General features: G+C 42.8%; 12 protein-coding genes. 5 read left to right on the forward strand and 7 right to left on the reverse strand.

Annotated elements, in window-relative coordinates; all coding sequences use genetic code 11:
- Positions 1-74 precede the first annotated feature (74 nt).
- Both JGK20_RS13655 and JGK20_RS13660 read left to right on the forward strand, forming a co-directional pair.
- Entirely contained in the window at positions 75-569 is a 495-nt protein-coding gene (locus JGK20_RS13655) for a GAF domain-containing protein (protein ID WP_293181707.1), read from the forward strand.
- A gap of 69 nt (positions 570-638) precedes the next feature.
- Positions 639-1181: a hypothetical protein gene (locus JGK20_RS13660; RefSeq protein ID WP_293230827.1), complete on the forward strand. Its 543-nt coding sequence runs from the start codon at positions 639-641 to the stop codon at positions 1179-1181.
- A gap of 624 nt (positions 1182-1805) precedes the next feature.
- Here the strand turns inward: JGK20_RS13660 and JGK20_RS13665 are convergent.
- The gene (locus JGK20_RS13665; RefSeq protein WP_293181709.1) at positions 1806-2159 is read right to left on the reverse strand and encodes a hypothetical protein; all 354 of its coding nucleotides are present in this window, start codon (positions 2157-2159) and stop codon (positions 1806-1808) included.
- A gap of 385 nt (positions 2160-2544) precedes the next feature.
- Positions 2545-5511, reverse strand: a complete 2967-nt coding sequence (gene uvrA, locus JGK20_RS13670) for an excinuclease ABC subunit UvrA (RefSeq protein WP_293181710.1) — start codon at positions 5509-5511, stop codon at positions 2545-2547.
- A 347-nt stretch (positions 5512-5858) separates the two neighbouring features.
- Here uvrA and JGK20_RS13675 point away from each other — a divergent pair, with 347 nt between their 5' ends.
- The gene (locus JGK20_RS13675) at positions 5859-7640 is read left to right on the forward strand and encodes an SWIM zinc finger domain-containing protein (protein ID WP_293230829.1); all 1782 of its coding nucleotides are present in this window, start codon (positions 5859-5861) and stop codon (positions 7638-7640) included.
- Between the two features lie 244 nt (positions 7641-7884).
- Here the strand turns inward: JGK20_RS13675 and JGK20_RS13680 are convergent, their stop codons facing one another.
- On the reverse strand, positions 7885-9690 hold the full coding sequence (locus tag JGK20_RS13680) for a serine hydrolase (RefSeq protein ID WP_293230831.1): 1806 nt from the start codon (positions 9688-9690) through the stop codon (positions 7885-7887).
- Between the two features lie 197 nt (positions 9691-9887).
- Positions 9888-10622: a calcium-binding protein gene (locus JGK20_RS13685; RefSeq protein WP_293181713.1), complete on the reverse strand. Its 735-nt coding sequence runs from the start codon at positions 10620-10622 to the stop codon at positions 9888-9890.
- 283 nt (positions 10623-10905) lie between these two features.
- Between JGK20_RS13685 and JGK20_RS13690 the strand changes: the two genes are divergently transcribed.
- Entirely contained in the window at positions 10906-12168 is a 1263-nt protein-coding gene (locus tag JGK20_RS13690; RefSeq protein ID WP_293230834.1) for an AAA-like domain-containing protein, read from the forward strand.
- Between the two features lie 50 nt (positions 12169-12218).
- On the opposite strand, the gene JGK20_RS13695 is transcribed toward JGK20_RS13690, so the two are convergent.
- On the reverse strand, positions 12219-12719 hold the full coding sequence (locus JGK20_RS13695) for a hypothetical protein (protein WP_293230837.1): 501 nt from the start codon (positions 12717-12719) through the stop codon (positions 12219-12221).
- A 251-nt stretch (positions 12720-12970) separates the two neighbouring features.
- Positions 12971-13789, reverse strand: coding sequence for a hypothetical protein (locus JGK20_RS13700; RefSeq protein ID WP_293230840.1), 819 nt, complete (start codon positions 13787-13789; stop codon positions 12971-12973).
- 291 nt (positions 13790-14080) lie between these two features.
- On the opposite strand from JGK20_RS13700, the gene JGK20_RS13705 reads away from it, so the two are divergent.
- A complete protein-coding gene (locus JGK20_RS13705) occupies positions 14081-17737 on the forward strand; it encodes an AAA-like domain-containing protein (RefSeq protein ID WP_293230843.1) in 3657 nt (1218 codons plus the stop codon).
- A gap of 161 nt (positions 17738-17898) precedes the next feature.
- On the opposite strand, the gene JGK20_RS13710 is transcribed toward JGK20_RS13705, so the two are convergent.
- Positions 17899-23403 carry an ATP-binding sensor histidine kinase gene (locus JGK20_RS13710; protein WP_293204329.1) on the reverse strand — a complete coding sequence of 1835 codons (5505 nt, stop codon included), beginning with the start codon at positions 23401-23403 and terminating at the stop codon, positions 17899-17901.
- Positions 23404-23521 lie beyond the last annotated feature (118 nt).

A 23521-nucleotide genomic window follows, 5' to 3' on the forward strand; every position in this document is an offset into this window, starting at 1 on the left:
GCAGTTGCTATCTTCAATAGAGGTAAACTGAAGACAGAGCTCAGCCAAAACTAGGAAGTTAAGGAGTCATTACCATGTCTGGCGATCGCCTGCAAACAATTGTCAACCGCTTGACAGAACGTCTCAAGCGCGACGTATTAATTGAAAAATCCCTATACGACATTCGAGAAGTGGTGCAGAGCGATCGCGCGGTACTGTATTATTTTTACAGGCAGTGGCAAGGTCGAGTGACTTGTGAGATGCTAAGTGCGATCGAACTGTCAATCTTGGGTTCTACTGGCCCAGACGAGTGTTTTAACGACGAATACGCTGCTTTGTACGAAGCGGGCCGAGTCAGAGCAATTACAGATATTGAAACAGAGCCAATCCACCAATGTCACCGACTGTTTCTGCGTAGCCTGAAGGTTCGCGCCAATTTAGTCGTGCCAATTTTAACCAAAAAAGGACTGTGGGGGCTGTTAATTGCTCATCAGTGCAGCGGGCCGCGCACTTGGTTGCGATCGGACATTGAATTCATGCAAAAACAAGCAGAAAATATGACAATGTCTCCCACGATTCAAGATAGTTAACTAATTAAAATTGACATGAGATGCTGTAGATGCTAGCGTAGAATTATAAATTTATCGGTTATATTTACCATGTCACTTTTGAACGTTCAAGCTTTAAACAAAGCATTGCCTACCGTTATCTTAGGCTTATTCCTTAGCAGTTATACCACCAACATTGACCGCGGCCAAGTGCCTAACATTGACTCGAAATTAAGCAACAATCAATTAACTACACCTATACTCATAACCTCAACAGAGATTCTAGCTGATAACACCAGCGATCAAGCAGCAATCAAATTATTAATCGATCGGCAGTTCAAAGCTTTGAATGAAAGAAATCCTGAATCCTATATGGCGACAGTAGATCCAAACTCTCCTGGTTTTCAACCAACAATAATTACAATTGCAGAAGTCTTCAAAAGAAATTTAAAGTACGAACCAACAAAAATTGAAATTGTGGGAATTTCAGGAAACGAAGCCAAAGTAAGAATCGAACAAACAACCACAAAGATTGACGGGTCATCTTCAACTTTCAGAGATAATAAGATGATAATATTACATACGTTACGCAAATCAAATGGAGAATGGAAATTTTTTAGTTCGGTACCGGAAAATATTCAGTATTTGAATTAGGCTAACTTATACCATGAGAGCAAAAGTCGCCCTAGGGCGCCGGTACAGTAGAATATTTTGACAAAAATAACGAAATATGTATTATGTAGGGCGAAGGATGAGGGTGACAGTAGATCGCGATCGCCAACCATTTTTTTGTCCTCATGCGAGAGCCCTGCCAAGGTCTACGAGAGCCCTGCCAAGGTCTACATCAACATACATACTATGTCGCTTGTGTCAACCTTTAATACTGAACCGACGCCCTAGACAATAGACCTTTTGCAAAAGCCCTTTTAATCAAATTGTGGGACGCTGCTGGGAGAAACGTCCCACAATAAAAAAGATTTTTGTGGGACGTTGCTCCCAGCAACTTCCTAACTATTTTTGCAAGAAGTCTATTCCCCCTCTGACAATTAATCCACCCTGGGTTAACTGGGTTTAAAGGGGGTTGCTCTCAGTTTATTGTGCTGTTGTCGGAATGGTTTTTTGTAGGATGAGTTGAAAGGTTTTTTCAATGCTTTGTACTGTCATAACTCAGAAACGAAACGAGATAACTGTTTGCTTAATCTGCTGCAAACTACCTCGTAATGTATCAGAATTTCTCGCCAGTACGGTACACCACAATTGTTAGACTACAACAGCATATTAGATAGAGCTTGGATCGACTCCCATGAATCCGACTTTTATGCCAGCAGATTTCATTGCTTTCATTGCTTTATCGTGTACCAGTAGACTCAGAATTGGCACAAGTGAACCAACAATAAGCCAAATTATCCATGCAGAAAGCTTGAGGGATCTTACCAGCTTGTATAGCGCAAATATCCGAAATCCTGTTGCTGCAAAATGTGCGAGTAAACGTATAGGTTGTAGATTTATAGCTTGATTTTGTAAAGAAACATGAAATAGGTTAATAACTATCAAGGCGAGGATAGACCATAAAAACAATCTGTGATCCTCGGCAATTTTCTGAAGTTCTAGACGCGAAAAAGTTGTAGTCATTTACGACTCCTTAAAGATGATTTAATGGTGGATATTTCAATTTATTGATTGATGAACTATATCGAAAATTGCGATTGCCAGATCAAATATAGGTTCTTCCTTTGTGATTTGAGCGATCGCTCTCTGCTTTATAGTATTCCTTTTAATATTATTTTATTGTAAGGCTCTAAAATATAAAGATTTATGACCTACATTCCGCACTTCTTAACATAGCCAGAAGTGTATCCGCTCAATAATCCGGGGTAAATCGCTCAACGATGCACCTCAAATGACGCAAAATCGTTCCTGAGTGGGTAGCAGTAGGGTGCGTCAGCCACTTCTGCCTCTCCACCTGAAAATTAGGCTAATCGCTGACGCACCCTACAATATCTATCCTGACCGAGTATTAGCTAACAGCTACAGCACTCCCTAAAGGATGCTGCTCTAAAACAGCTTTCAAATATTTCCCAGTATAAGAACGAGGATTTGCCGCCACATCCTCCGGCGTCCCCGCCACAATAATTTCCCCTCCCTTATCTCCCCCTTCTGGCCCCAAATCGATCGCCCAATCGCAGCACCGAATCACGTCCAAATTGTGTTCGATGACCAAAATTGAATTACCCTTATCCACCAATCTTTGCAGCACATTGAGTAAGTGGTGAACGTCATAAAACGACAAGCCAGTCGTGGGTTCATCAATCAAATAAAGCGTCTTCCCAGTAGCGCGACGCGACAGTTCCGTAGCCAACTTCACCCGCTGCGCTTCCCCGCCAGAAAGCGTCGGCGCAGGCTGTCCCAACTGAATGTAACCCAAGCCAACATCCACTAACGTTTCCAGTCTGGCGCCCGCCCTCGGAATATTTTTAAACATTTCCGAAGCTTCCTCCACAGTCATGTTCAAAACATCAGAAATTGACTTGCCTTTATACTTCACTTGCAGCGTTTCCCGGTTGTACCGCGCACCTTTACAAACCTCGCACTGTACGTAAACATCCGGCAGAAAATTCATCGAAATCACGTTCACGCCTTGGCCGCCACAAGCTTCGCACCTTCCCCCTTTCACGTTAAAAGAAAACTGCCCGGCTTTGTAACCTCTTGCCTTCGCTTCAATGCTTTCGGAAAACAAATCCCGAATCACATCAAAGACTCCCGTGTAGGTAGCGGGATTGGAACGCGGAGTGCGGCCGATGGGAGATTGATCGATGACAATGACCTTATCAACCACATCATCTAGAGAGCGTTCGCCCTTGGTTTTTAGGGCGTCCATATCGGGTGGTAAAGGAACTTTTTTGGTCAGATAGTGTTGCAGTGACGGATAGAGCAATTCATTGATTAAAGTTGATTTTCCAGAACCGGAAACACCTGTCACGCAGACAAGTTTTCCCAGGGGAATTTCCACATCGACGTTTTTTAAATTGTTGCGACTCGCATTTTTGAGCGAGAGAGCTTTGCCGTTGCCTTTTCTCCTTTCATTGGGAGTTTCAATTACTCGTTTTCCCGACAGATAAGCACCAGTCAAAGATTCTTCGGCCGCTAGCAAGTTTTCTAAACTTCCTTGCGAGATGATTTTGCCGCCGTGAACGCCTGCGCCGGGGCCGATATCGACAATGTGATCGGCGGCGCGCATGGTTTCTTCATCGTGTTCTACGACAATCAAAGTATTGCCTAAATCGCGCAATTTTGTTAAGGTTTGCAGCAGGCGAAAGTTGTCTCTTTGGTGCAGTCCGATGCTGGGTTCATCTAAAACGTAGAGGACGCCGGTCAAACCGGAACCGATTTGAGTTGCGAGGCGAATTCGCTGGGCTTCTCCGCCGGAAAGTGTCATGGCTGCACGGTCTAATGTCAGGTAATCTAATCCGACATCGAGCAAAAATTGCAATCTTGCTTTGATTTCTCTGAGGGCTAAATCGGATATTTGAAATTGCCGATCGCTCAATCCCAAATTATTGACTCGTTCCCGACATTCGCGAATCGAAATCCCCGTCAAATCCACAATTCCATAGTTTCCTAACCGTACAGACAGCGCCTCTGGTTTCAAGCGTTTGCCGTGACAACAATCGCAAGAGCGATCGACTCGATACTGTTCCAGCTTCTGTTTGATCAAATCAGAACCTGTATCGTCGTACTGGCGCTGCAACATGGAAATTACGCCCTTAAAATCTCTCCTCAAATCGCTGGCGTTGCTGTCTCGCTTCTTGCTTTCTGCGGTTTGTTTTGACTCATTACCGTACAAAATCACTCGCTGGTGTTCGGGCCTCAAGCGGAACCAAGGAGTGTCGATATCAAACCCGCAACTATCGGCAACGCTGCACAGCAAAGAGAGATAATAGGAGTTGTCTTTGTCTGACCAAGGGGCGATCGCACAATAAAGAGGTGCTTTCTCATCAGGAATGACTAACTCCGGTGCAAAAGTCCGCAAACTCCCCAAACCGTGACAGTTGGGACAAGCGCCGTAGGGCGAATTAAACGAAAACAACCGGGGCGAAAGTTCTTCCATCACCGCGCCGTGTTCGGGACAAGCAAAGTTCTCCGAAAATACGATCGGCCCATTGGCTGGTTCAGAATTTTCGTCAGGCGGTAACTCTTCTACGATCGCAATTCCCTCAGAATGTCGCAAACAAGTTGCCAGAGAATCCACTAAACGCTCTTCTAAACCCGGTTTTTTAACTAACCGATCGACAACTATCTCGATATTGTGGATATGATTTTTATCTAATTCGATATTTTCCGAAAGTTCTAAAATTTCTCCGTTAACTTTGACGCGAATAAATCCTTCGGAAGCTAAACTCGACAATAATTTGCGGTGAGTGCCTTTTTTTCCGCGCACAACTGGGGCCAGAAGGTGAAAGCGAGTACCGTCTGGAAGTGCCATAACTCGATCGCACATTTCATCAATTGTCTGCGGCGCAATGCAGCGATCGCAAATCGGACAGTGCGGTTCGCCAGCTCTGCCGTAGAGCAATCTAAGATAATCGTAAATTTCTGTAACAGTGCCGACAGTCGATCGCGGGTTGTGCGAAGTTGACTTTTGGTCGATCGAAATAGCAGGGCTCAACCCCTCTATCGCATCGACATCCGGCTTATCCAACTGTCCCAAAAACTGGCGGGCGTAGGCGCTGAGAGACTCCACGTAGCGGCGCTGTCCCTCGGCAAAAATTGTATCGAAAGCCAGGGAAGACTTACCGGAACCGGAGACACCGGTAAAAACTATCAGTCGATCGCGCGGCAGTTCCAGATCGATATTCTTAAGGTTGTGCTGTCTCGCACCGCGAATCCGAATCGTATTTTGGCTGTTGGAGTTAGAAGTCATCACATGATGCCCGTTGTCGGATGCACTTGGCTGGCTGTGTGAGGTTTTGGCGCGTTGGGACATGAGAGTAGTGCAAAACAGTGCTTAACCATCTTAGCGCTGCCTTTGGACTAGCTGGCATCCAAACTCAAGAATATCGAATAATTTTAAACAGTTGACAGTTGAGAGTTGAGGGTTGAGGGTTCAGTTTTATTTTCCGCTGCTGTTTGCACAGTAGACTGGATAATGTTTACTTCCCCTGCTTTGAAATTCATATTAAAGAATCTTAAAAAATTGACAGTTAACAGTTGACACTTGAGGGTTCAGTTTTAATGCCCGCTGCTGTTTGTAGAGCAGACTACATATCGTAGACCAAGTGCATTTCTGAAGTAAAATCGAGTCTAATCCTTTAATTGCTGAGGTCTGGTGTGATGCCAATTCCCAAACTTAGTGAAACGATTATCAAGAATAACAGTTCTGAGCGATCGCTCAACCGAGCCGAAGATTACTATCTCGGTGGCAATGTTGCTAGCGCAGTTCTCCGCGGCCATATGGTGCAAGCAAAAGTATACGGTTCTCAAGTTGAACCTTACGATGTTACCTTGCCCTTTACTCATGCCGGATTAACATCTGGAGTATTCTGCACTTGTCCTTACGATGGCGATGGATGGTGCAAACACATTATCGCTACGCTGTTTTTGTGCCTGCGAGAACCAGAAAAAATTGAACGGGGCGAAACGCTGGAAGAGTTGCTCTCTCGCCTCAATGACGCCCAAATCTATGAGTTATTAGAGCATTTAGTGGACAACGAACCGTCGCTGATAAGTGCGATCGAACTATACGTCAACTCAAACGCTGTGTCTGGGCCGACAAACCAACTGGCGACAACACATCGGCGAAGTGCGATCGATCCTGCTCCTTTTCGGCGACAAGTGCGAGAAATTTTCCGACAAGCTCAGAATCATTGGGAGGATGAATATGCTTATGATGAAGAAGACCCGATTACAGAAGAAATTTTAGAACTGATTCAGCAAGCCCAGGAATTCAGCGAACATGGAGACGGCAAAAATGCTTTAGTAATTTTAGAAGCCATTACCTCAGGTTGTGTTGATGATTGGGATGACGTAGCAGAATATGGTTGTGAAAGTTATGAAATCACTAATGCTTTGGATGAAGCTTGGACAGAAGCCATTTTGACGGCTGAGCTAACTGCTGAAGAAGAAATAGATTTCGAGGTGATGTTAGAAGGTTGGAAAGATGAATGGGATTGTGATTTCAGTATGAGCTTGGAAGCTTTACGGCAAGGTTGGGACTACCCGCCACTCCAGCAGATACTAGAAGGAAACCTTACTGGACAAGGAATTTGGGATGTTGACGCACCAGATTATGCTCATGACTTAACCTTGACTAGATTGCAAATTCTCGATCGGCAGAATCGCGACAAAGAATACTTATACTTAGCCAAAGCAGAAGGCTGCATTCAACAATATCTGACAATGTTAGCTCGTTTGGGGAGAATAGAAGAAGCTGTGAAAGCTGCCGCAACCGACATGACATCAGTGGAAGAAGCTTTTGCTCTAGTTCAAACCTTACAAGAAGACGGCAACTCAGAAGAAGCTCTAAAAGTTTGTCAACTTGGGTTAAATTTACCCGGAAATTCTACCTACGAACTGGCAGTTTGTATGAGTGAATTAGCCGATGAATTGGGAGAAAAAGAAGCTGCGTTTAAGGCTAAAATGAAAGTTTTTGAAATTCAACCTTCCTTGAATGATTATCTTTCATTGCAGGAGTTATCAGGAGATAATTTGTCAACTTTGAAAGCAGATTTATTGGCAATTTTAAGAGCCACTCAAAGCTACAATTCTACCGAAGCGAAGGTGGATATTTTTCTGCATGAGAAACTGATTGAAGAGGCGATCGCCCTTGTTGACACATCCTACGGTTCACAACTGGTTCATCGAGTGATGGTGGCGGCAATTTCCCATCGCCCCGATTGGGTAATCGTCAATGCTAGTCGCCGCGCTGAATCGATTCTAAATCAAATGAAATCAGCCGAGTACGATAGTGCGATCGAGTGGCTAGAAAAAGCCCGTGCTGCCTATATACAAACTGGGCGAAATGTTGAATGGTCTGCTTATCGCGCTCAACTCATGGAAGTACACAGTAGGAAGCGGAAATTCATGGGCTTGTTCAAAAACTCATATTTAAACTGAGTCTTAACTTTACCTTCATTCAGTTCACAGTTGACAGTATTTGTAGGGTGCGTCGCCACCAACAATCTTTGCATCAAGACCGACAATTTGATAGCGATGCACCTGACACAATTCCCATGTATGAGGTGCATCGCTTGCTAGATAATTGATTGAATTATGGGATTAAAGAAGGGAGAGGCACCCTACGAACAATCTGCGTTTATCTGTGTTTATCTGCCTCGCATCTGCCGTTGACTTATCAATATTATTTGACAACAGCAGTCGGTGCAACCATATTCCAATTTACCCGTGAAGCACCGTACAAAATAAAATTATTCAAAAGCCCGTAAGCATCCCCGCAATTGTAACCTTTAGCCTCAACACACTTCTTATCAGCCCTCTGATTCACAGCCACAAAAATATCAACTCCATCCGGCAACAAACCCGCATACATCTGCAAATTAGCAAAATCATCAAGGATGCGACCTTTATCGTCCACAGGCGGCAATTTCCACTCTTTCGGATTGTTACTTCCCCCTAACTGAATTGCCCAAGCCTCAGTACCATCGAGCGCTCCGTTATGAGCAGTATATCGATTCCAAACATTATTTCGCCTTTCCCCAATGCGCGGATTGTTTTCATAACCGCCCACCCAATATTGTGACATGAATTTGAGAAAAACTCCAGCTTCCGCAGCAAGCGAACCAGTTCCTGGACTCAAATCTGTACTTCTTCGGGAAAAAGGAACCTGGCTTAAATTCCAAGACCAGTTAATCTTCCCTGGCTGCGGATTTATCCAGCTAGAAAAGTCGCAAAAATTACCATTCCAAATACAGTGCGGTCGCTTCAAATCCCATCCCTTACCGTAGTAATTTTTGCCGTTCCAGTGGCGTTTTTCCGGCTCGCGATCGCCAAAATTTTCTACTCCTTGGCTCATGAAAATTCCCTTGGTAGCCGTAGTAGGAATTCCCAACTCGGTTTTGAAGAAAACCTCCAAAGCAGAGCCTTGATGAGTTTCTAGTTTACCCGTTTTAGCAGCAAATCTGCCGGAAGCTACCAACTGCTGCAAAATAATCGTAGGAAATGCCGGACTGGTATTGGAATAATGATATTGACCGAGAGGATACTGAAGGCATCGCCCAGCCAAAACCATCATAGTTTCTTCTAAATTAGGACTAGGCAAAAAATAGCCTGCATTAGCAGAGATGCCGAGTTGATTTTTAGCAGAACTGACAGATTTGTTCCCCCATTCATTGACAAGTAGCTGTTCTTGGGATTTAAAATCTGCTGGGGTTTTCAGATTTCGCAGCACTGGCAAATTTGCCGTCATATCTTCACCGTATCTGGGCGCGCTCCGCTGAAGTCCCGAGCGATGGGATAATAAATTTCCGAGGGTGACGTTTTGCCACTGTTTGTCTGCAAATCCTGAGTTAAGATTGCCACAATTACTGTCTTTAATAGCAACTGGAAATTTGACTTTTCCCGAAAATGCCGCGTGCAATTTTTCCGGGATAATCGCTATTGGATATTGCTTGTTCAAACCGGGAATTAGCGGCGGATAATGTTGGGGGTCGAACAATTTCATCCCTTCAATTTGGTCGTCAGTCAGTTCTAAATTTGCCCGATCGCGCGCCGTCTGTTTTAGCGCCCAGCGCACCATGGCAAAGGTAACAGGCTTGCTGATACTGCCGATCCGCATGGGGGTATCTGCGGGTACGATCGCACTTAGAGGGGTCTGCATATCGTCACCGCAAGCCGGATTTGAGTTATTGGTCGATCGGTCTTTCATGCGCCCCAAACCCCAAACACCCACGGGCTTACCTTTAACAGAAACACCGAGTACGGCGGCACCGACGCAGCGGTGGCGCATAAATTCTGTCAGCGATTGTACAATTGGCTGGAGTTGTGCGTCGCCGCTACCGCTAACGGGGATGCTTTCTTGGGCCAAAGCTATGTTGTTGTTGGACTCGAAAACCTTTCCCAATCCTCCTAAAAGGATAGCTGAAATTAATATCAAAGTTGTGTAGAAAAGTCGGTGGTATTTCGGTCGATCGTCCGCAATTTTCATCATAAAAACTCCTATTTTAAAATAGTGAGAAATCCTCAATTTTCGCCCTGAGGTAGCGAAGCTTAAGCGTGCATTTCAGAGTGGCAAATGTGTCTGGTAGGGGCGAAGCATGACCGCAGTAAATATCAGATCATAACTAATAACTTATATGCGGTCATGCTTCTTCAGGCTTCAAAAACCAGATGCACCCAAGCTTAAGACTATTGAGGGATTGGAGGCGCGGACAAGAATACTTGATTCGGGTTAACATTAGTTAAGTTTGTCTCTAAAACAACACCAATCAAATTGTCCTTGTAGAAGATACCAGTATCTTGAACCTTGTTATTGCTCCAATCGCCAGCTTTCAGCGAATAGCCGTCTGCTAGATTGCCTTTAATTTGGATTTTATCAGTACCTAACGTAAAATCCGTAATCGTAGCGTAGCCAGTGCCGAGATAGTAAACATTATTAACATTACCGAGTACAAATGTGTCCGCACCCGCGCCGCCGGCGAGAGAATCGGATTCACTACCTGCGCCGATACCGTTACCAGCACCCGAAAAATTAGCACCGTCAAGGTAATCGTTACCGTCGCCGCCGATTAGATAATCTTTGCCGCTTCCTCCGAATAGATAATCGTTGTGAAGGCCGCCAGACAGTGTATCTTTGCCACTACCTCCATACAGGAAATCCTCGCCAGCTTCGCCGTATAATTTATCATTACCCGCGCCGCCATCTAGCTTATCCCCCCCGAAGCCACCGTAGAGGATGTCATCTCCCCCGCGACCTGACAAGATATCATCGCCTTTATAGCCGTAGATTATATCATTTGAAATCTGAATTTGACCTTGACCGTCGATTGTCCAATCATCTCCCACTAACGATTTATGGAGTTGACCGTCGCCGTTGACAGTGTTGTTGTCGTCGTAGTCAGTACCTTTGATAAGTGAGGACATTTTTGTTGCTCCTTGTGGTTTTCCAATTAGTGCAAGAATGAGAAAGACTCAACTAACTGGCTTGATGTATTTAGTTTCTCCTCTCGTCAAAGAACCGACAATGGGAATAAAATCAGGTGTTTAAATAAACACAAATATGGCCGGCACCACTGATTTACAGTAAAAACCAAAGTTAATCAGTTAAAATAGGGAAAAGTCAGGGTGATTTCCCGATAGAGGAACAACTCCTCTCTTGCCATAGTCTGCATACTTACGTGTATATTTAATTACCCGTGTCCAGCCCATGAAATCAGAATTAGAATTCTCTTGGAACAAAACCAAAGAATCTGCCGATCGCATTTTTGCCCAAAACACCGGCAAATATCTCAGCGACATCGAAATGAAAGTCCTGCAAGGTTCTTGGGAAGGCAAAAGTTACGATGAAATCGCCACAACTTACGGCTACAGTGCTGAATACCTCAACAAAGATGTCGGCAACAAATTGTGGCATAAGCTTTCCGAAGCTTTGGGAGAAAAAATTACCAAGAAAAATTTCAAAGAAGCTCTAAGAAGAGCTTCTGAATCAGAATGTAGTCAATCTGTTCAGACAAATCCACCTTTACAAACATTACCAACTGCGGTAAATTTGCATTTTCCCGAAGGTTCAGTAGCCTTAGATTCGCCTTTTTATATCAAATGTTCCAGCATCGAATCACTCTGCGACGAAACAGTTCTCAAACCCGGTTCGCTGATTCGGATTAAAGCACCGGAAATGATGGGCAAAACTTCACTGATGAACCGCATCTTAGCTCATGCAAAACTGGAAAAATATCACGCAGTTTATTTAGATTTTAGCGCAGCAGACCGAGGAATATTAACAAATCTTGATAAGTTTCTGCGCTGGTTGTGTTTGATGGTCAGCCGACAGTTAAAATTAGAAAACAAATTAAACGAAGGATTGGATGAAGTCGATCGCCTATTTGGCTACACTGAAGTAGTGGAAGACTTTCTGGGGATGCTGCGAAGTTGGCACGAAAAAGCCAAGATTTCGGATATCTGGCAAAAACTGCGGTTGGTAATGGCGCATTCTACCGAAGTTTATATTCCTTTGGACATGAATCAATCTCCGTTTAATGCGGGGGTTCCCGTGGAGTTGCAGGAGTTTGACAGCCAGAAAATTCACGATTTAGCGCGGTTGCACGGCTTGGATTGGGATGAAGGGCAGTTGGGAGAGTTGATTTGTGCGATCGGCGGACATCCTTATTTAGTCAGATTGGCAATGTATGAGATTAGCTGTGGCAACATTACCTTAACCCAGCTATTAAAAAATGCTGCTTCAGAATCAGGAATCTACAGCAATCATTTACGCAAGCATTTGGAAATCCTGCAACACAATCCCGAATTAGCTTTAGCTTTGAAAAAAGTTGTGAATTCGGCAGAACCAGTTGAATTAGATTCCATGCAAATTTACAAATTGCACAGTATGGGAATTGTGCGGCGGCAAAACAATTATGTCCTGCCGCGTTGCAATTTGTACCGCGAGTATTTCTGCCGTGTTTTAGGTTAAAGAAAACACGCTCACCTTTCGGTGAGACGTAGGGCTTCTCGCGAGTTAAGCTAAATCTTTTTCAAAGTGAGCTTAGTCAATGTATTACCAACCTTTTCGCAAGAAAGCTTGGTATTGTTTTGAAGTTTGCATTTGAAAAACCAACTAGGTTTTTTGTTTTCTTGCTTGAATTCCAAAGTTGCATTATTAGGACTCAAAGAAGCAACTACTGCACCACTTTCAAAAGGAGTATTATTTTCTCCTATAAATTTCCATGTTCCTTGCTGGTTTGCTCCCTGTTTGATAAGCATTTCAACAGAAGTTACTACATCATCACCTTGAGAATAAAGACTCCCTTTCCAGTTACCGACAATCGAAGATGGGGAAGTAATTACTTCATTGATTTGAAGGTGATTAACCTGTTGTGATTTTAAGGGGTTAGCCAAAACTTGAGAAGTCTTACCTAAAATTGCCATTGTGGAACAAAAAGATACTGCCATCAAGGTGGCAAGGACGATGGATGTTACAGGCCGTACAACTGAGAGGCTTTGGTTTTGAATGTTGTTATCCATGATGATTCTCCAAGTAATGTTGTTGGGTAATAAAATTAGGTATTAGAGCGTATTAGATGCGGAGATAAACACCTGATTTAGGTTAAGTTTGGTAATATTTTGGTCTTGCATAACACCAATCAAATCACCCTTGTAGAAGATTGCCGTGTCTTGGGAATTGCCACCTTATTTTCCCGATCGCTCTTCGAGGCAGAGACTCTGGATATCGGTTCCCAGACAGAACCTGCGAACCAGTTACCCTAGAGATAGAATTAGACGAAGGAGAGGGTTAAATCCGCAGCCATGTTATCTGAAACCACGGCAATCATGTCACCTTGATAAAATATTCTTGTATCATCGATTGACTGATTTCCATAACCGTATTGGCCAGACACAAATTCGTAATCTTGCTTTTTACCCAGCATCAAAATTGCATCTCCATCTGCTTTCTTAAAGTCCCAAATAATCGCATAAGCAGTCTCGCCCAGACCATCTAAGTAAGGAAGTTTAGGGTCTGGCCCCCCGTTCATAACTAGCGAGAATTGATCGGCTCCCGAACCACCAATTAAGGTATCGACTTCATAAGAATCATATTTTCCTTGATCGTTGGTGTGACCAACGAGAATGTCATTCCCACTATTGCCTTCCAACCAATCGGAACCGCGACCGCCATAAAGCTGATCTTTACCACTACCGCCAAACAGGAAGTCGTCACCATCAAGACCTTTGAGTGTATCTGCACCGCGACCACCAAAGATGGCATCACTAACCTGATTGTCATCATTTCCTACTAGGTAATCATTTCCTGGTGTTCCATTTATGTTGTCATTGGGTAAGCCACCTATTTTATCGATGCTACCAAACAAGCTGTTAGTAAAGTGACGGTCAGAGGCGATTACTTCACGTGTTTCTAGCATTAAATTATCATCGGGGTCTGTCCGAGGAACATCGGTCAAGTCTTCAATAAAACGGGGTTTGTTAGGCTTAGGTTCGCCATCGGGGTCTGTCCAGGGAACATCGGTCAAGTCTTCAATTAAACCGAATGTAGCGGTAGAAATGTTAGCATCGGCGATCGTTCTAAGTGCTGTCATGGGAGTAGTTCCTATTTTTGACTATTGTTTAAGTTTGCGGAAGCAATCGGCGTTTGTATTTTGTTTGCTGCACCTTTTGCTTCCTGTTATCAGTTTGTTGCTAAAAATCATGAACCGCAATGGTGATATAATCAGGTGTTATAGGAACTGACAAATAGCTTTCGGTTGTGAATTTATAGGAAAAAATCAGGTACAGCCCGATCGCAAATCAGTAAAAGTCAGGTTTTTTGCTAAATCTCTACATAGTCAAGTTTGCGATCGTACAATCAAATTTAGATTTGGGTACAAGCAATGACCAGAGAATTTCCAGTTAGTTATGAATATCAGATTGGCGGGAGTCTCCCAGCAGATGCGTCGTGTTACGTCACGCGCCAAGCAGACTTGGACTTTTACGAATGCTTGAAAGTTGGTGAGTTTTGTTATGTTTTGAACTCGCGCCAAATGGGTAAATCTAGTTTGCGGGTACGGGCGATGCGAAGGCTGCAAGCGGTCGGTACTGTTTGTGCTTTTATCGATTTAACTGGGATTGGTAAGGAAGATGTAACTCCCGAAAAATGGTATGCGGGAATGATCAATTCTTTGGTCAGTAGCTGTCAGTTAGGTGATAAAATTAATTGGCGAAATTGGTGGCGAGAACGCCGGGATTTGTTATCGCCACTCCAGCGGTTTAGTTTGTTTATTGAAGAAGTGGTTTTAGTTGAGATAGAACAAAATATAGTTATTTTCATTGACGAGATCGATCGAGTATTGAGCATGAATTTTTCGGCAGATGAGTTTTTTGCTCTGATCCGCTGGTTTTACAATCAAAGGGTTGACAATCCTCTATACAGCAGGTTGACTTTTGCGCTGTTGGGTGTGGCAACTCCTTCGGATTTGATTGCGGATAAAACTCAAACTCCTTTTAATATTGGTAAGGCGATAAATTTGGGCGGTTTTAAAATTGATGAAGTGCAGCCTTTGATTGATGGTTGGCGGGGGCGGGTTGTAAATTCTGAAAGCGTTATTGCTGAGATATTAAATTGGACGGGCGGACAACCTTTTCTGACGCAAAAGCTGTGTAAGTTGGTGTTGGAGGAATCAGCATTGGGTAATTCGCGATCGGTTGAACAGGTGGTGCAGTTGCGGATTGTGGATAATTGGGAATCCCAGGATGAACCCGAACATTTGAAGACAATTCGCGATCGCATTCTGAGAAATCAGCAAAAAGCCGGACAGTTATTGGGGCTTTACCAGCAAGTTTTGGAATCGGCTAACCCCCCCCAACCCCCCCTTGCTAAGGGGGGGCTAAATACCGCTATATCTCCCCTAGGAATGGGTGAGCTAAATTCTGTTCTTGCTCCCCCCCTTACCAAGGGGGGGCTGGGGGGGGTTATTACCGATGGCAGTCCCGAACAAACCGAATTGCGACTGTCAGGTTTAGTGGTGCAACAGCAGGGAAGATTAAAAGTTTACAACCGAATTTATGCCGAAGTTTTCAATCTGGAATGGGTGGAAAAACAGTTAGGCAAGCTGCGGCCTTATGCGGAAAGTTTTAATGCTTGGGCTGCTGCTAATTTTGAGGATAATTCGCGGCTGCTGCGGGGAAATGCGCTGCAAGAGGCTCTGGAATGGTCGATCGATAAAAATTTGAGTTATCTCGATTACCGCTTTTTAGCAACATCTCAAGATTTGGAAAAACGAGAATTTAAATTAGCTTTAGCCATTCAAGAAGAAGAAGGTCAGATATTAGCAAAGGCGAATGATACTTTAGTTTCAGCTCAACAACAAGCAAAAGTAAAATTAACTCAAGCCCAGCGGAGGGCTACCCGGATTATGGCTATCGGTTCTATAGTTCTGGCAGTTTCTATCATCACAGCAATCTCGATCCAATTACAAGTAAAAAAAGCCCAACAGGAACTAGCAGAACAACAAGTAGTGCTACAAACTTCATTCTCTAAAGTAGCTTTAGTTTCCGATCCTTTTGCAGCACTGCTGACAGCATTACAAGCAGCACAAAAGATGAAAGAATTAGAACCATCAGCTACCAAAGATACACAGATGCAGGTAATGAGAACCCTGCAACAAGCAATATATCATGTCAGAGAACGCGATCGCGCGATCGGTCATCGTGGCGCTATCAGAAGCGTAACTTTCAGTCCCGATAGCAAAATTTTTGCTTCTGCTAGCGAGGATGGTACGGTAAAACTGTGGAATGCCAAACCAGCGACATTGATATCAACCCTGACAGGACATACTGGTAGAGTTACGAGTGTGAGTTTTCATCCTAATGGCAAGATTTTGGCTTCTGGCAGTGAAGATGGTACGGTCAAGTTGTGGGATGTAACGCGCAGCACTTTAATTAAAACTATTAAGGCTCATCATAGCTGGGTAAGAACTGTTAGTTTTAGTCCTGATGGTCAAATTCTCGCTTCCTGTAGTTCCGCTGGTTTTATTAATTTGTGGAAAACAGCCGACGCTACATTATTAAAAACTCTGAAAGGACATACCAATATCGTTACTCATATTAGTTTTAGTCCCGATGGTAAAACTCTCGCTTCTGCAAGTTTCGATACAACCGTGAGGCTGTGGAATATTGGCGATGGAACTATCATAAATACTCTGAAAGATCATAAAAGTAATACCAGAAGTGTCAGTTTTAGTCCCGATGGTAAAACCTTAGCTTCTACCGATCAAGAAGGCCTAGTCAAACTGTGGAATGTATCCGATGGAACTTTGCTACAAAACCTCCCAACTCATCGCAGGGCTGTCTGGAGTGCGATTTTTAGTCCTGATGGCAAAACTCTAGCTACTATTAGTTCCGATAGTACCGTAAAGTTGTGGAATTTAGACGATATAAACGACAATAGAATTGAACCGCAACTTCTCAAAGGACATCGCGGGAGAATTGAGAGTATCGGTTTTAGTCCAGATGGCAAAACTCTGGTTTCTGGAAGTTTTGATAGTGCAATCAAGCTGTGGAATTTAGAGGTTAGGGAACCGCAAACTATTAAAGGAAATAGCACTAATGTTCAATCTGTAAGTTTTAGTCCCGATGGTAATACGTTGGCTTCCGGTAGCGACGATTTTAAAATAAAGCTGTGGAATAGCAAAAATGGTACTTTACTCAAAACTCTTAACGGTCATCAAGGTCGGGTGTTAAGTGTTAGTTTTAGTCCCAATGGTAATATGTTAGCTTCCGGCGGTGATGACAAAACAGTAAAGTTGTGGAATGTGCAAGATGGTAGATTGCTAAAAACTCTCAACGGTCATCGTGCTTGGGTCAGGAGAGTTCGCTTTAGTCCAGATGGGAAGACCTTTGTTTCTGGCAGTTCTGATAGTACGGTAAAGCTTTGGAATGTAGCAGATGGTAGGTTGCTAAAAACCTTTAAAGAACCTCGTAGTATTGTCACCGATTTAAGTTTTAGTCCCGATGGAAAAGCTTTAGCTGTGGCTTGTTCTGACGGTGATATAATGCTATTAAATTTAAAAACAGCTACTTTGATGCAGGCTTTTCCAGCCCATAGTGGTTGGGCAAATACCATTAGTTTTAGTCCCAATGGTAAAATTTTAGCTTCTGCTGGTTCGGACAGTATCGTCAAACTATGGAATGCCGAAAATGGCAGCTTATTGTTCACTCTCAAAGGACATTTATCGGGTGTAACTAATATCAGTTTCAGTCCTGATGGCAAGATTTTAGCTTCATCTAGTGAGGAGGGTACTGTGAGGCTGTGGAATATAGAAAATGGTATGGAAATTTCCACGTTAGAAGGGCATCTCGGTAGCGTTAATAGCGTTATGTTTAGTCTCGATGGTAAAACACTGGCTTCTGCTGGGCTTGACAATACTATCAAGTTGTGGAACTTAGAACTTGATTTAGATCGTTCTATTAGTCAAGGTTGCTTGTGGTTGGAAGATTACTTTGCTTCCTATCCTGAAGAGGCGATAAAATTTAGCCAAATCTGTAAATAAATAATTTATGGCTGAGCGATTATATTGCCAATTATCCTGAAGAAAGGGCGATCGCAGATTTGTGCTGTTCAAAAAATGCCATAAATTATCACATAATTCAGGGCTTGTAGATACTGTCTTGACCTTGTATCTTAAAAGAGTGAGGGCGATCGCACCGACAATCAGTCGATCGGCACTTCGATCGCAAATTCCGTACCTGCGCCCAACACAGATTCGCAAGTCAGCTTACCACCGTGGGTTTCCTCCACAATTTGGCGGCTGATAGACAGCCCCAAACCCGTACCCTTCCCGACTCCCTTCGTAGTAAACAAATGGTCAAATATTTTCGCCCTCACATCCGGCGACATCCCTCCCCCGTTATCTTTGATGCGAATCACCACGCTGTTGTTATCCGGCGAGACATGGGTGATAATGGCGATCGTATTAGGTACAGCCTCAACAGAAGCATAACTGCGACCCCGATTGAATTCGTCAAAACAGTCGATCGCATTTGCCAACAAATTCATAAACACCTGATTCAACTGTCCCAAATAACACTTAACTTTCGGAATATTTCCATACTCCTTAACCACTTGAATCAGCGGGCGGCCTGGATTAGCTTTCAAGCGATGCTGTAAAATCATTAAAGTGCTGTCAATTCCTTCATGGATATCCGCCGACACTTTTTGGCGGGTGTCCCCACGGGAGAACGTGCGGAGAGATGTGCTAATATTGCGAATGCGATCGCACCCAACTTTCATCGACCCCAACATTTTCGGCAAATCTTCTATAAGATACTCCAAATCAATATCCTCAGCATCCTGTGCAATTTTTGAGCTAGGATCGAGAACTTCTTCCTGATACAGTCGCAAGTGGCTAATTAAATCGCCCACAGCCGCAGTAGCTTCGGTAATATTCCCCGAAATAAAACCGACTGGATTGTTAATTTCGTGAGCGACACCAGCAACTAAATTGCCCAAAGAAGACATTTTTTCACCTTGAATTAATTGCAATTGCGCTTGTTGCAGTTCCGCAAAAGACTTTTCTAACTGTTGGGATTTTTCTTGCTCGCGCGCGTACAAACGAGCATTCTCGATCGCAATAGCGACTTGACTAACTAAAACCTTTAAAACTTCCACCCTGTCTGCGGTAAAAGCTGCTGCCGCTAACTTATTTTCCAGATAAATAATCCCTTGCAACTGGGATTGATAAATAACGGGCAAACACAGGATTGATTTAATTTCAAATTCTCGAATGTACGCATCCGCATTAAAAGGTGCAGTAACAGTCGCATCATCCAATACCAGAGGCTTTTGAGTGCGAAAAACATAGTTTATAGCAGAAACAGGCAAATCTTGACTATTTTCAAATGGTATAGATCGTAAAACTGTAGCCTGGGTATCAGTAGAATTTCCTACAGCTTCGATGTAGAGTTTATTATCTTTTAGCAGCAGCAGCGCAACTTTTTGAGCCGCCGCATTTTCTAAAATGATTGTGATTAATTTTGTCAGCAAGTTGTCCAGGACAATTTCACTGTTAATGGCTTGCGAAGACTTAATAAAAGTAGCCACGTCTAAAAAATCGCCTAAACTGTTGCTGGTAGTGCTTCCAGTATTAGTGCGCGTGACATCGATGGGTCGAGTTTCTGTTGCGCGCGTTTGTGCTACTAAGAAAGGATGTCTTGATTCCAAGTGTTTAACTTTCGCTAGAGCTCCCCAGCGGATATAGCCGTAATAAGCCTTAGTCAGATATGCTTGAGAAATTATCTGTTTTCCCAGAAATTGATAGAATTCTCCGGCTAATTCATAGGCTAATGCTTCCTCTTGAATATAACCATTTTTGGCAGCTCCAGCAATTGCGCGATCGTACAAATCCATTGCTTGCGTATCATACCCCAATACCCGCGCTTTCTCCGCTGCTACCAAGTCATATTTGTGTTGATAATTCATTGGAGCATCAACAGCCCATTTTTTCATTTTATTTTGGTTTTGTACCAATTTATTTAAATATTGCTTTTGCCCCTCTTTGTCAGATTGGGAATACAAAGCTAGGAGACTGAGAGAGTAGTAAAAATTATTCAAGGAAACTAGATAAAATCCAGAAACTGATTCTTCATATTTCTCAAATAACCTTGAATTTTCTGAAGCTTGTGCATAATTGCCGAAGAAGAAATTAATCATAGATTTGGCATTACAAATAAAACAAACTAAAAAAAAGTTTTTAGTTTCAATTGCAGCCGTAACAATTTGGTCTTCATTAAACTTCTTATCTACCAAGTTACATGATTCTACAGATTGACCACGCAAAATTATGGCTGTATATCTCAATATACTAATACATTGTGAAGAGCCTTCTTGTTTAAGTTTCTGCATTAATTTTAGATACTTACTTATTTCCTCTTCAACCAGTTCGAGAGGCTCTCCCATCCACAGTTTATAAGTACAATATCCATTGACAGAATAACCAACATACGGTAAATCTCCAGTTTCGATTGCAGCCTTAAACCCTTCCATCATATAACTCAAGGCTAACTTGATATCTACTTTACGGTGTTGAATTGAACAAGTAAGTATTAGATAAACTCTACTTTTGATAGAATCAGATGGAAATCTATCTAAAAGCCTAATTGCCAATTGACCAAATTGGTATCCTAAACTAATGTCTCCTATTCCACACAAAATTGCACCATAAAAAACGTAAGCGACACTAGCATAAGGCGAATTTCCATATTTAATGGACAGCTTAACCATCATAAATACTAACAATGGTAATAGTCTGGGCTTGACCGCCATCGCGGTACCCAGAATCCCTGATAAAATTCGCATGGTTGCTTGTTTTTTAGAATCTGTCATTTCTGGCAAATTAGCTAAATCCTCAATTCCTTTCAACCCCAATCTCAGTTTTGTATTAATCAATTCCACCAAGATATTCAATAATTTGGGATTTTGAGGAAAATAAATTCCTAACAATTTTAGGACTTCCAGCCCTGTATTTACTGCTTCACTAACTCTATTTTGAACAGTATAAGACTGAATTTGCAGCTCATAAACATTGAGTTTGTCCAGTAAAGTTTTAGCCCGACTTAGAATAACATCAACTAATTCTTTTGAGATTGAATAGTTCGTATTTAAGTATTCAGCTCCCGCTGTTGATTCATAAATTGCTAACGTTAATTGATACTGACTGTCCCAACTATCCTCTGGCAATAATCCCATCGCCACCCGCAAATACCTCACAGCAGCTTCATAAGCATTCGCTGATTTTGCTTTGCGTCCCGCAGTTAAATTTAATTCGGCTAACTGCGTCTTTTCTGCTGGCTGGCTAATTGTGTCAATTCCCACATTCAACTGATTGACAATATCAAAGATGTTTTCTTCTAGCTTTTCGGGTGGAGTATTCTGTAACAGTAATTCGCCAATTTTTAAATGGGTGGATTGCTTTTGATTTTCGGGAATGAGAGAATAGGCGGCTTGCTGGACGCGATCGTGCAAAAATTTGTAACTAACCCGCGAAGTATCTAATTTGAGGTCGATCGATTCAGCGCGATCGAAAACCAAAGGAATGCGATAAGCATCGCTCAACGGCAGAATCAACCCTGCTTGCAAAGCTGAATAAAGTTCAGTAGCTGTAACATTCACTGACTCTTCGCTGACAAGTGACAGTACATCTAGAGCAAATTTATCGCCCACGCAAGCTGCTAATTTTAACACTTCTTGCGTGGCTGCGGGCAACTTTTCAATGCGAGAAGCTACGAGTTCTACGACACTTTTATCGGTGATTCCAATCGCTTGAATTTCATCAATACTCCAATCCCAGCCTCCTTTACCTGCTAGATAATCGAACTCGAATTTTAAAAAGTTTTCTTGATAAAGTGCTTGTAACAGTTGCGTTAAAAAAAAAGGATTTCCTCCCGTTTTATTGCAGATTAATTCGGCTAAATCGTTGGTTTTTTCTGTGAAATTGCTAAGGGTTTCAAAGACTAATTCCGTTACATTTTCTAACTCTAGCGGTTGCAATACAATATTGTTGACAACCGTACCCGTTTTTTCAATCTCTTCTACTGTCTGAATTAACGGGTGAGTCGGACTAACTTCATTGTCTCGATAAGCACCGATTAGCAACAAATATTGCTGGTCGGGGTCAGTTATCAGTGTTTGCATTAACTTTAATGTAGCTGAATCTGACCACTGCAAATCGTCTAAAAAGATAACTAGCGGGTGTTCTTTTTGGGCGAAGACGCGAATAAATTCTTTGAATACGCGATTGAAGCGATTCTGCGATTCTACAGGGGAGAGTTCTGCTACTTCTGGCTGTTTACCGATAATCAATTCAACTTCCGGAATTACATCGGAAATTACTTTGCCGTTAGTTTCCAAAGCTGTTAAAATTTTAGTGCGCCATGTTTCTATAGCAGCAGTGCTTTCTGTGAGCAATTGGCGCAGCAGCGAGTTGAATGCTTGAATTAATGATGCGTAGGGAATGTTACGTTTGAATTGGTCGAATTTGCCGCTGATGAAGTAACCTTTTGAGCGAGTTATTGGTTTGCTAACTTCGTTGACGACTGCTGATTTGCCGATGCCAGAATAACCGGATACTAGCATTAGTTCGCTTTGGGAACGGGCGGGTTTTTCTGTATTTTGGTTGGGTGGTAAAGATTGGGGCGAAAGGGTTTCGGCGTTGGGGGGGGCGGGTTTTTCTGTATTTTGGTTGGGTGGCAAAGATTCGGGCGAACCCGCCCCTACACGTTCAAAGGCTGCTAATAGTTCGTTGACTTGGTTTTCTCTACCGTATAATTTTTGGGGTATCAACAATTGGCTGAGAATATCTAAGCGTCCGGGGATAAAATCGATTATTTCTCCTGTTGCTTCTAACTGATGCAAACAATTTTCTAAGTCTGCCAATAATCCGGCTGCACTTTGATATCTATCTTCGGCATTTTTTGACATCAATTTCATCACTATTCCTGAGATTGATGTGGGAATTTCCGAATTGATTTGAGCGGCCGAAATTGCTTGAGTTGCGATGTGGCTGTAAACTATTTCTAAAGGGTCTTTACTCGGAAATGGCAGTTCACCTGTCAGCATTTCATACAAGGTAATTCCGAGTGAATAAAAGTCGGTGCGGTAGTCGAGGGTGCGGTTCATTCTCCCGGTTTGTTCGGGAGACATATAAGCTAATGTGCCTTCGACGGAGTTGGGATTGTTAAATTGTGGGTTTTCTTTGTTTAGTTTTGTCGCAATCCCGAAGTCGGTGAGTTTAACTTGTTTTGTTTGGGAGTTGATAATGATGTTGCTGGGTTTGATGTCTTTGTGAATAATCTGATTTTGGTGCAGGTATTCTAAGGCTTTGACGATTTGGATGGCGATGTTTAAAGTTGCTAGCAAACTCAGCCTTGCTTTTTCGAGTAGTTGTCCGAGAGACTCGCCGCCAAAGTCCTCTAAAACTATGCCTAATCGGTGGTTAAAGGTTTTGAGACTGATGGCTTTGACGATTTGTTTGCTATCTAAATTTTGGCGGATTTGATATTCGTGTTTGAGGCGGGTAATGGCTTCGAGTGTGGGATATTCGGCTTTGAGAACTTTAAGAATTGTTGCGGACTCGTCGCTCGCTCTCTGTCCGCGATAAATAATTGTTTCGGCACCTTCGTGCAGAGTAGAATGTATTTGGTATTCTGAAAAAATTTGCATAGGTTTATTTTAAAAATTTATGGCATCTAATTTAGCCTAGACTAGCGCTAATTTAGGGAAAATTTATGTGATGCCGATCGCACTTTTTGACGCTACAAATCACAAGCAACGTACAAAA

The sequence above is a fragment of the Microcoleus sp. PH2017_05_CCC_O_A genome, from assembly GCF_020738785.1.
Classification (GTDB): Bacteria; Cyanobacteriota; Cyanobacteriia; order Cyanobacteriales; family Microcoleaceae; genus Microcoleus.

What these genes read in the sequence shown, in the direction of transcription:
- JGK20_RS13655 (WP_293181707.1), top strand. Translation starts at nt 75, where the DNA reads ATGTCTGGCGATCGCCTGCAAACAATTGTCAACCGCTTGACAGAACGT.
- JGK20_RS13660 (WP_293230827.1), top strand. Translation starts at nt 639, where the DNA reads ATGTCACTTTTGAACGTTCAAGCTTTAAACAAAGCATTGCCTACCGTT.
- JGK20_RS13665 (WP_293181709.1), bottom strand. Translation starts at nt 2,159, where the DNA reads ATGACTACAACTTTTTCGCGTCTAGAACTTCAGAAAATTGCCGAGGAT.
- uvrA (WP_293181710.1), bottom strand. Translation starts at nt 5,511, where the DNA reads ATGTCCCAACGCGCCAAAACCTCACACAGCCAGCCAAGTGCATCCGAC.
- JGK20_RS13675 (WP_293230829.1), top strand. Translation starts at nt 5,859, where the DNA reads ATGCCAATTCCCAAACTTAGTGAAACGATTATCAAGAATAACAGTTCT.
- JGK20_RS13680 (WP_293230831.1), bottom strand. Translation starts at nt 9,690, where the DNA reads ATGATGAAAATTGCGGACGATCGACCGAAATACCACCGACTTTTCTAC.
- JGK20_RS13685 (WP_293181713.1), bottom strand. Translation starts at nt 10,622, where the DNA reads ATGTCCTCACTTATCAAAGGTACTGACTACGACGACAACAACACTGTC.
- JGK20_RS13690 (WP_293230834.1), top strand. Translation starts at nt 10,906, where the DNA reads ATGAAATCAGAATTAGAATTCTCTTGGAACAAAACCAAAGAATCTGCC.
- JGK20_RS13695 (WP_293230837.1), bottom strand. Translation starts at nt 12,719, where the DNA reads ATGGATAACAACATTCAAAACCAAAGCCTCTCAGTTGTACGGCCTGTA.
- JGK20_RS13700 (WP_293230840.1), bottom strand. Translation starts at nt 13,789, where the DNA reads ATGACAGCACTTAGAACGATCGCCGATGCTAACATTTCTACCGCTACA.
- JGK20_RS13705 (WP_293230843.1), top strand. Translation starts at nt 14,081, where the DNA reads ATGACCAGAGAATTTCCAGTTAGTTATGAATATCAGATTGGCGGGAGT.
- JGK20_RS13710 (WP_293204329.1), bottom strand. Translation starts at nt 23,403, where the DNA reads ATGCAAATTTTTTCAGAATACCAAATACATTCTACTCTGCACGAAGGT.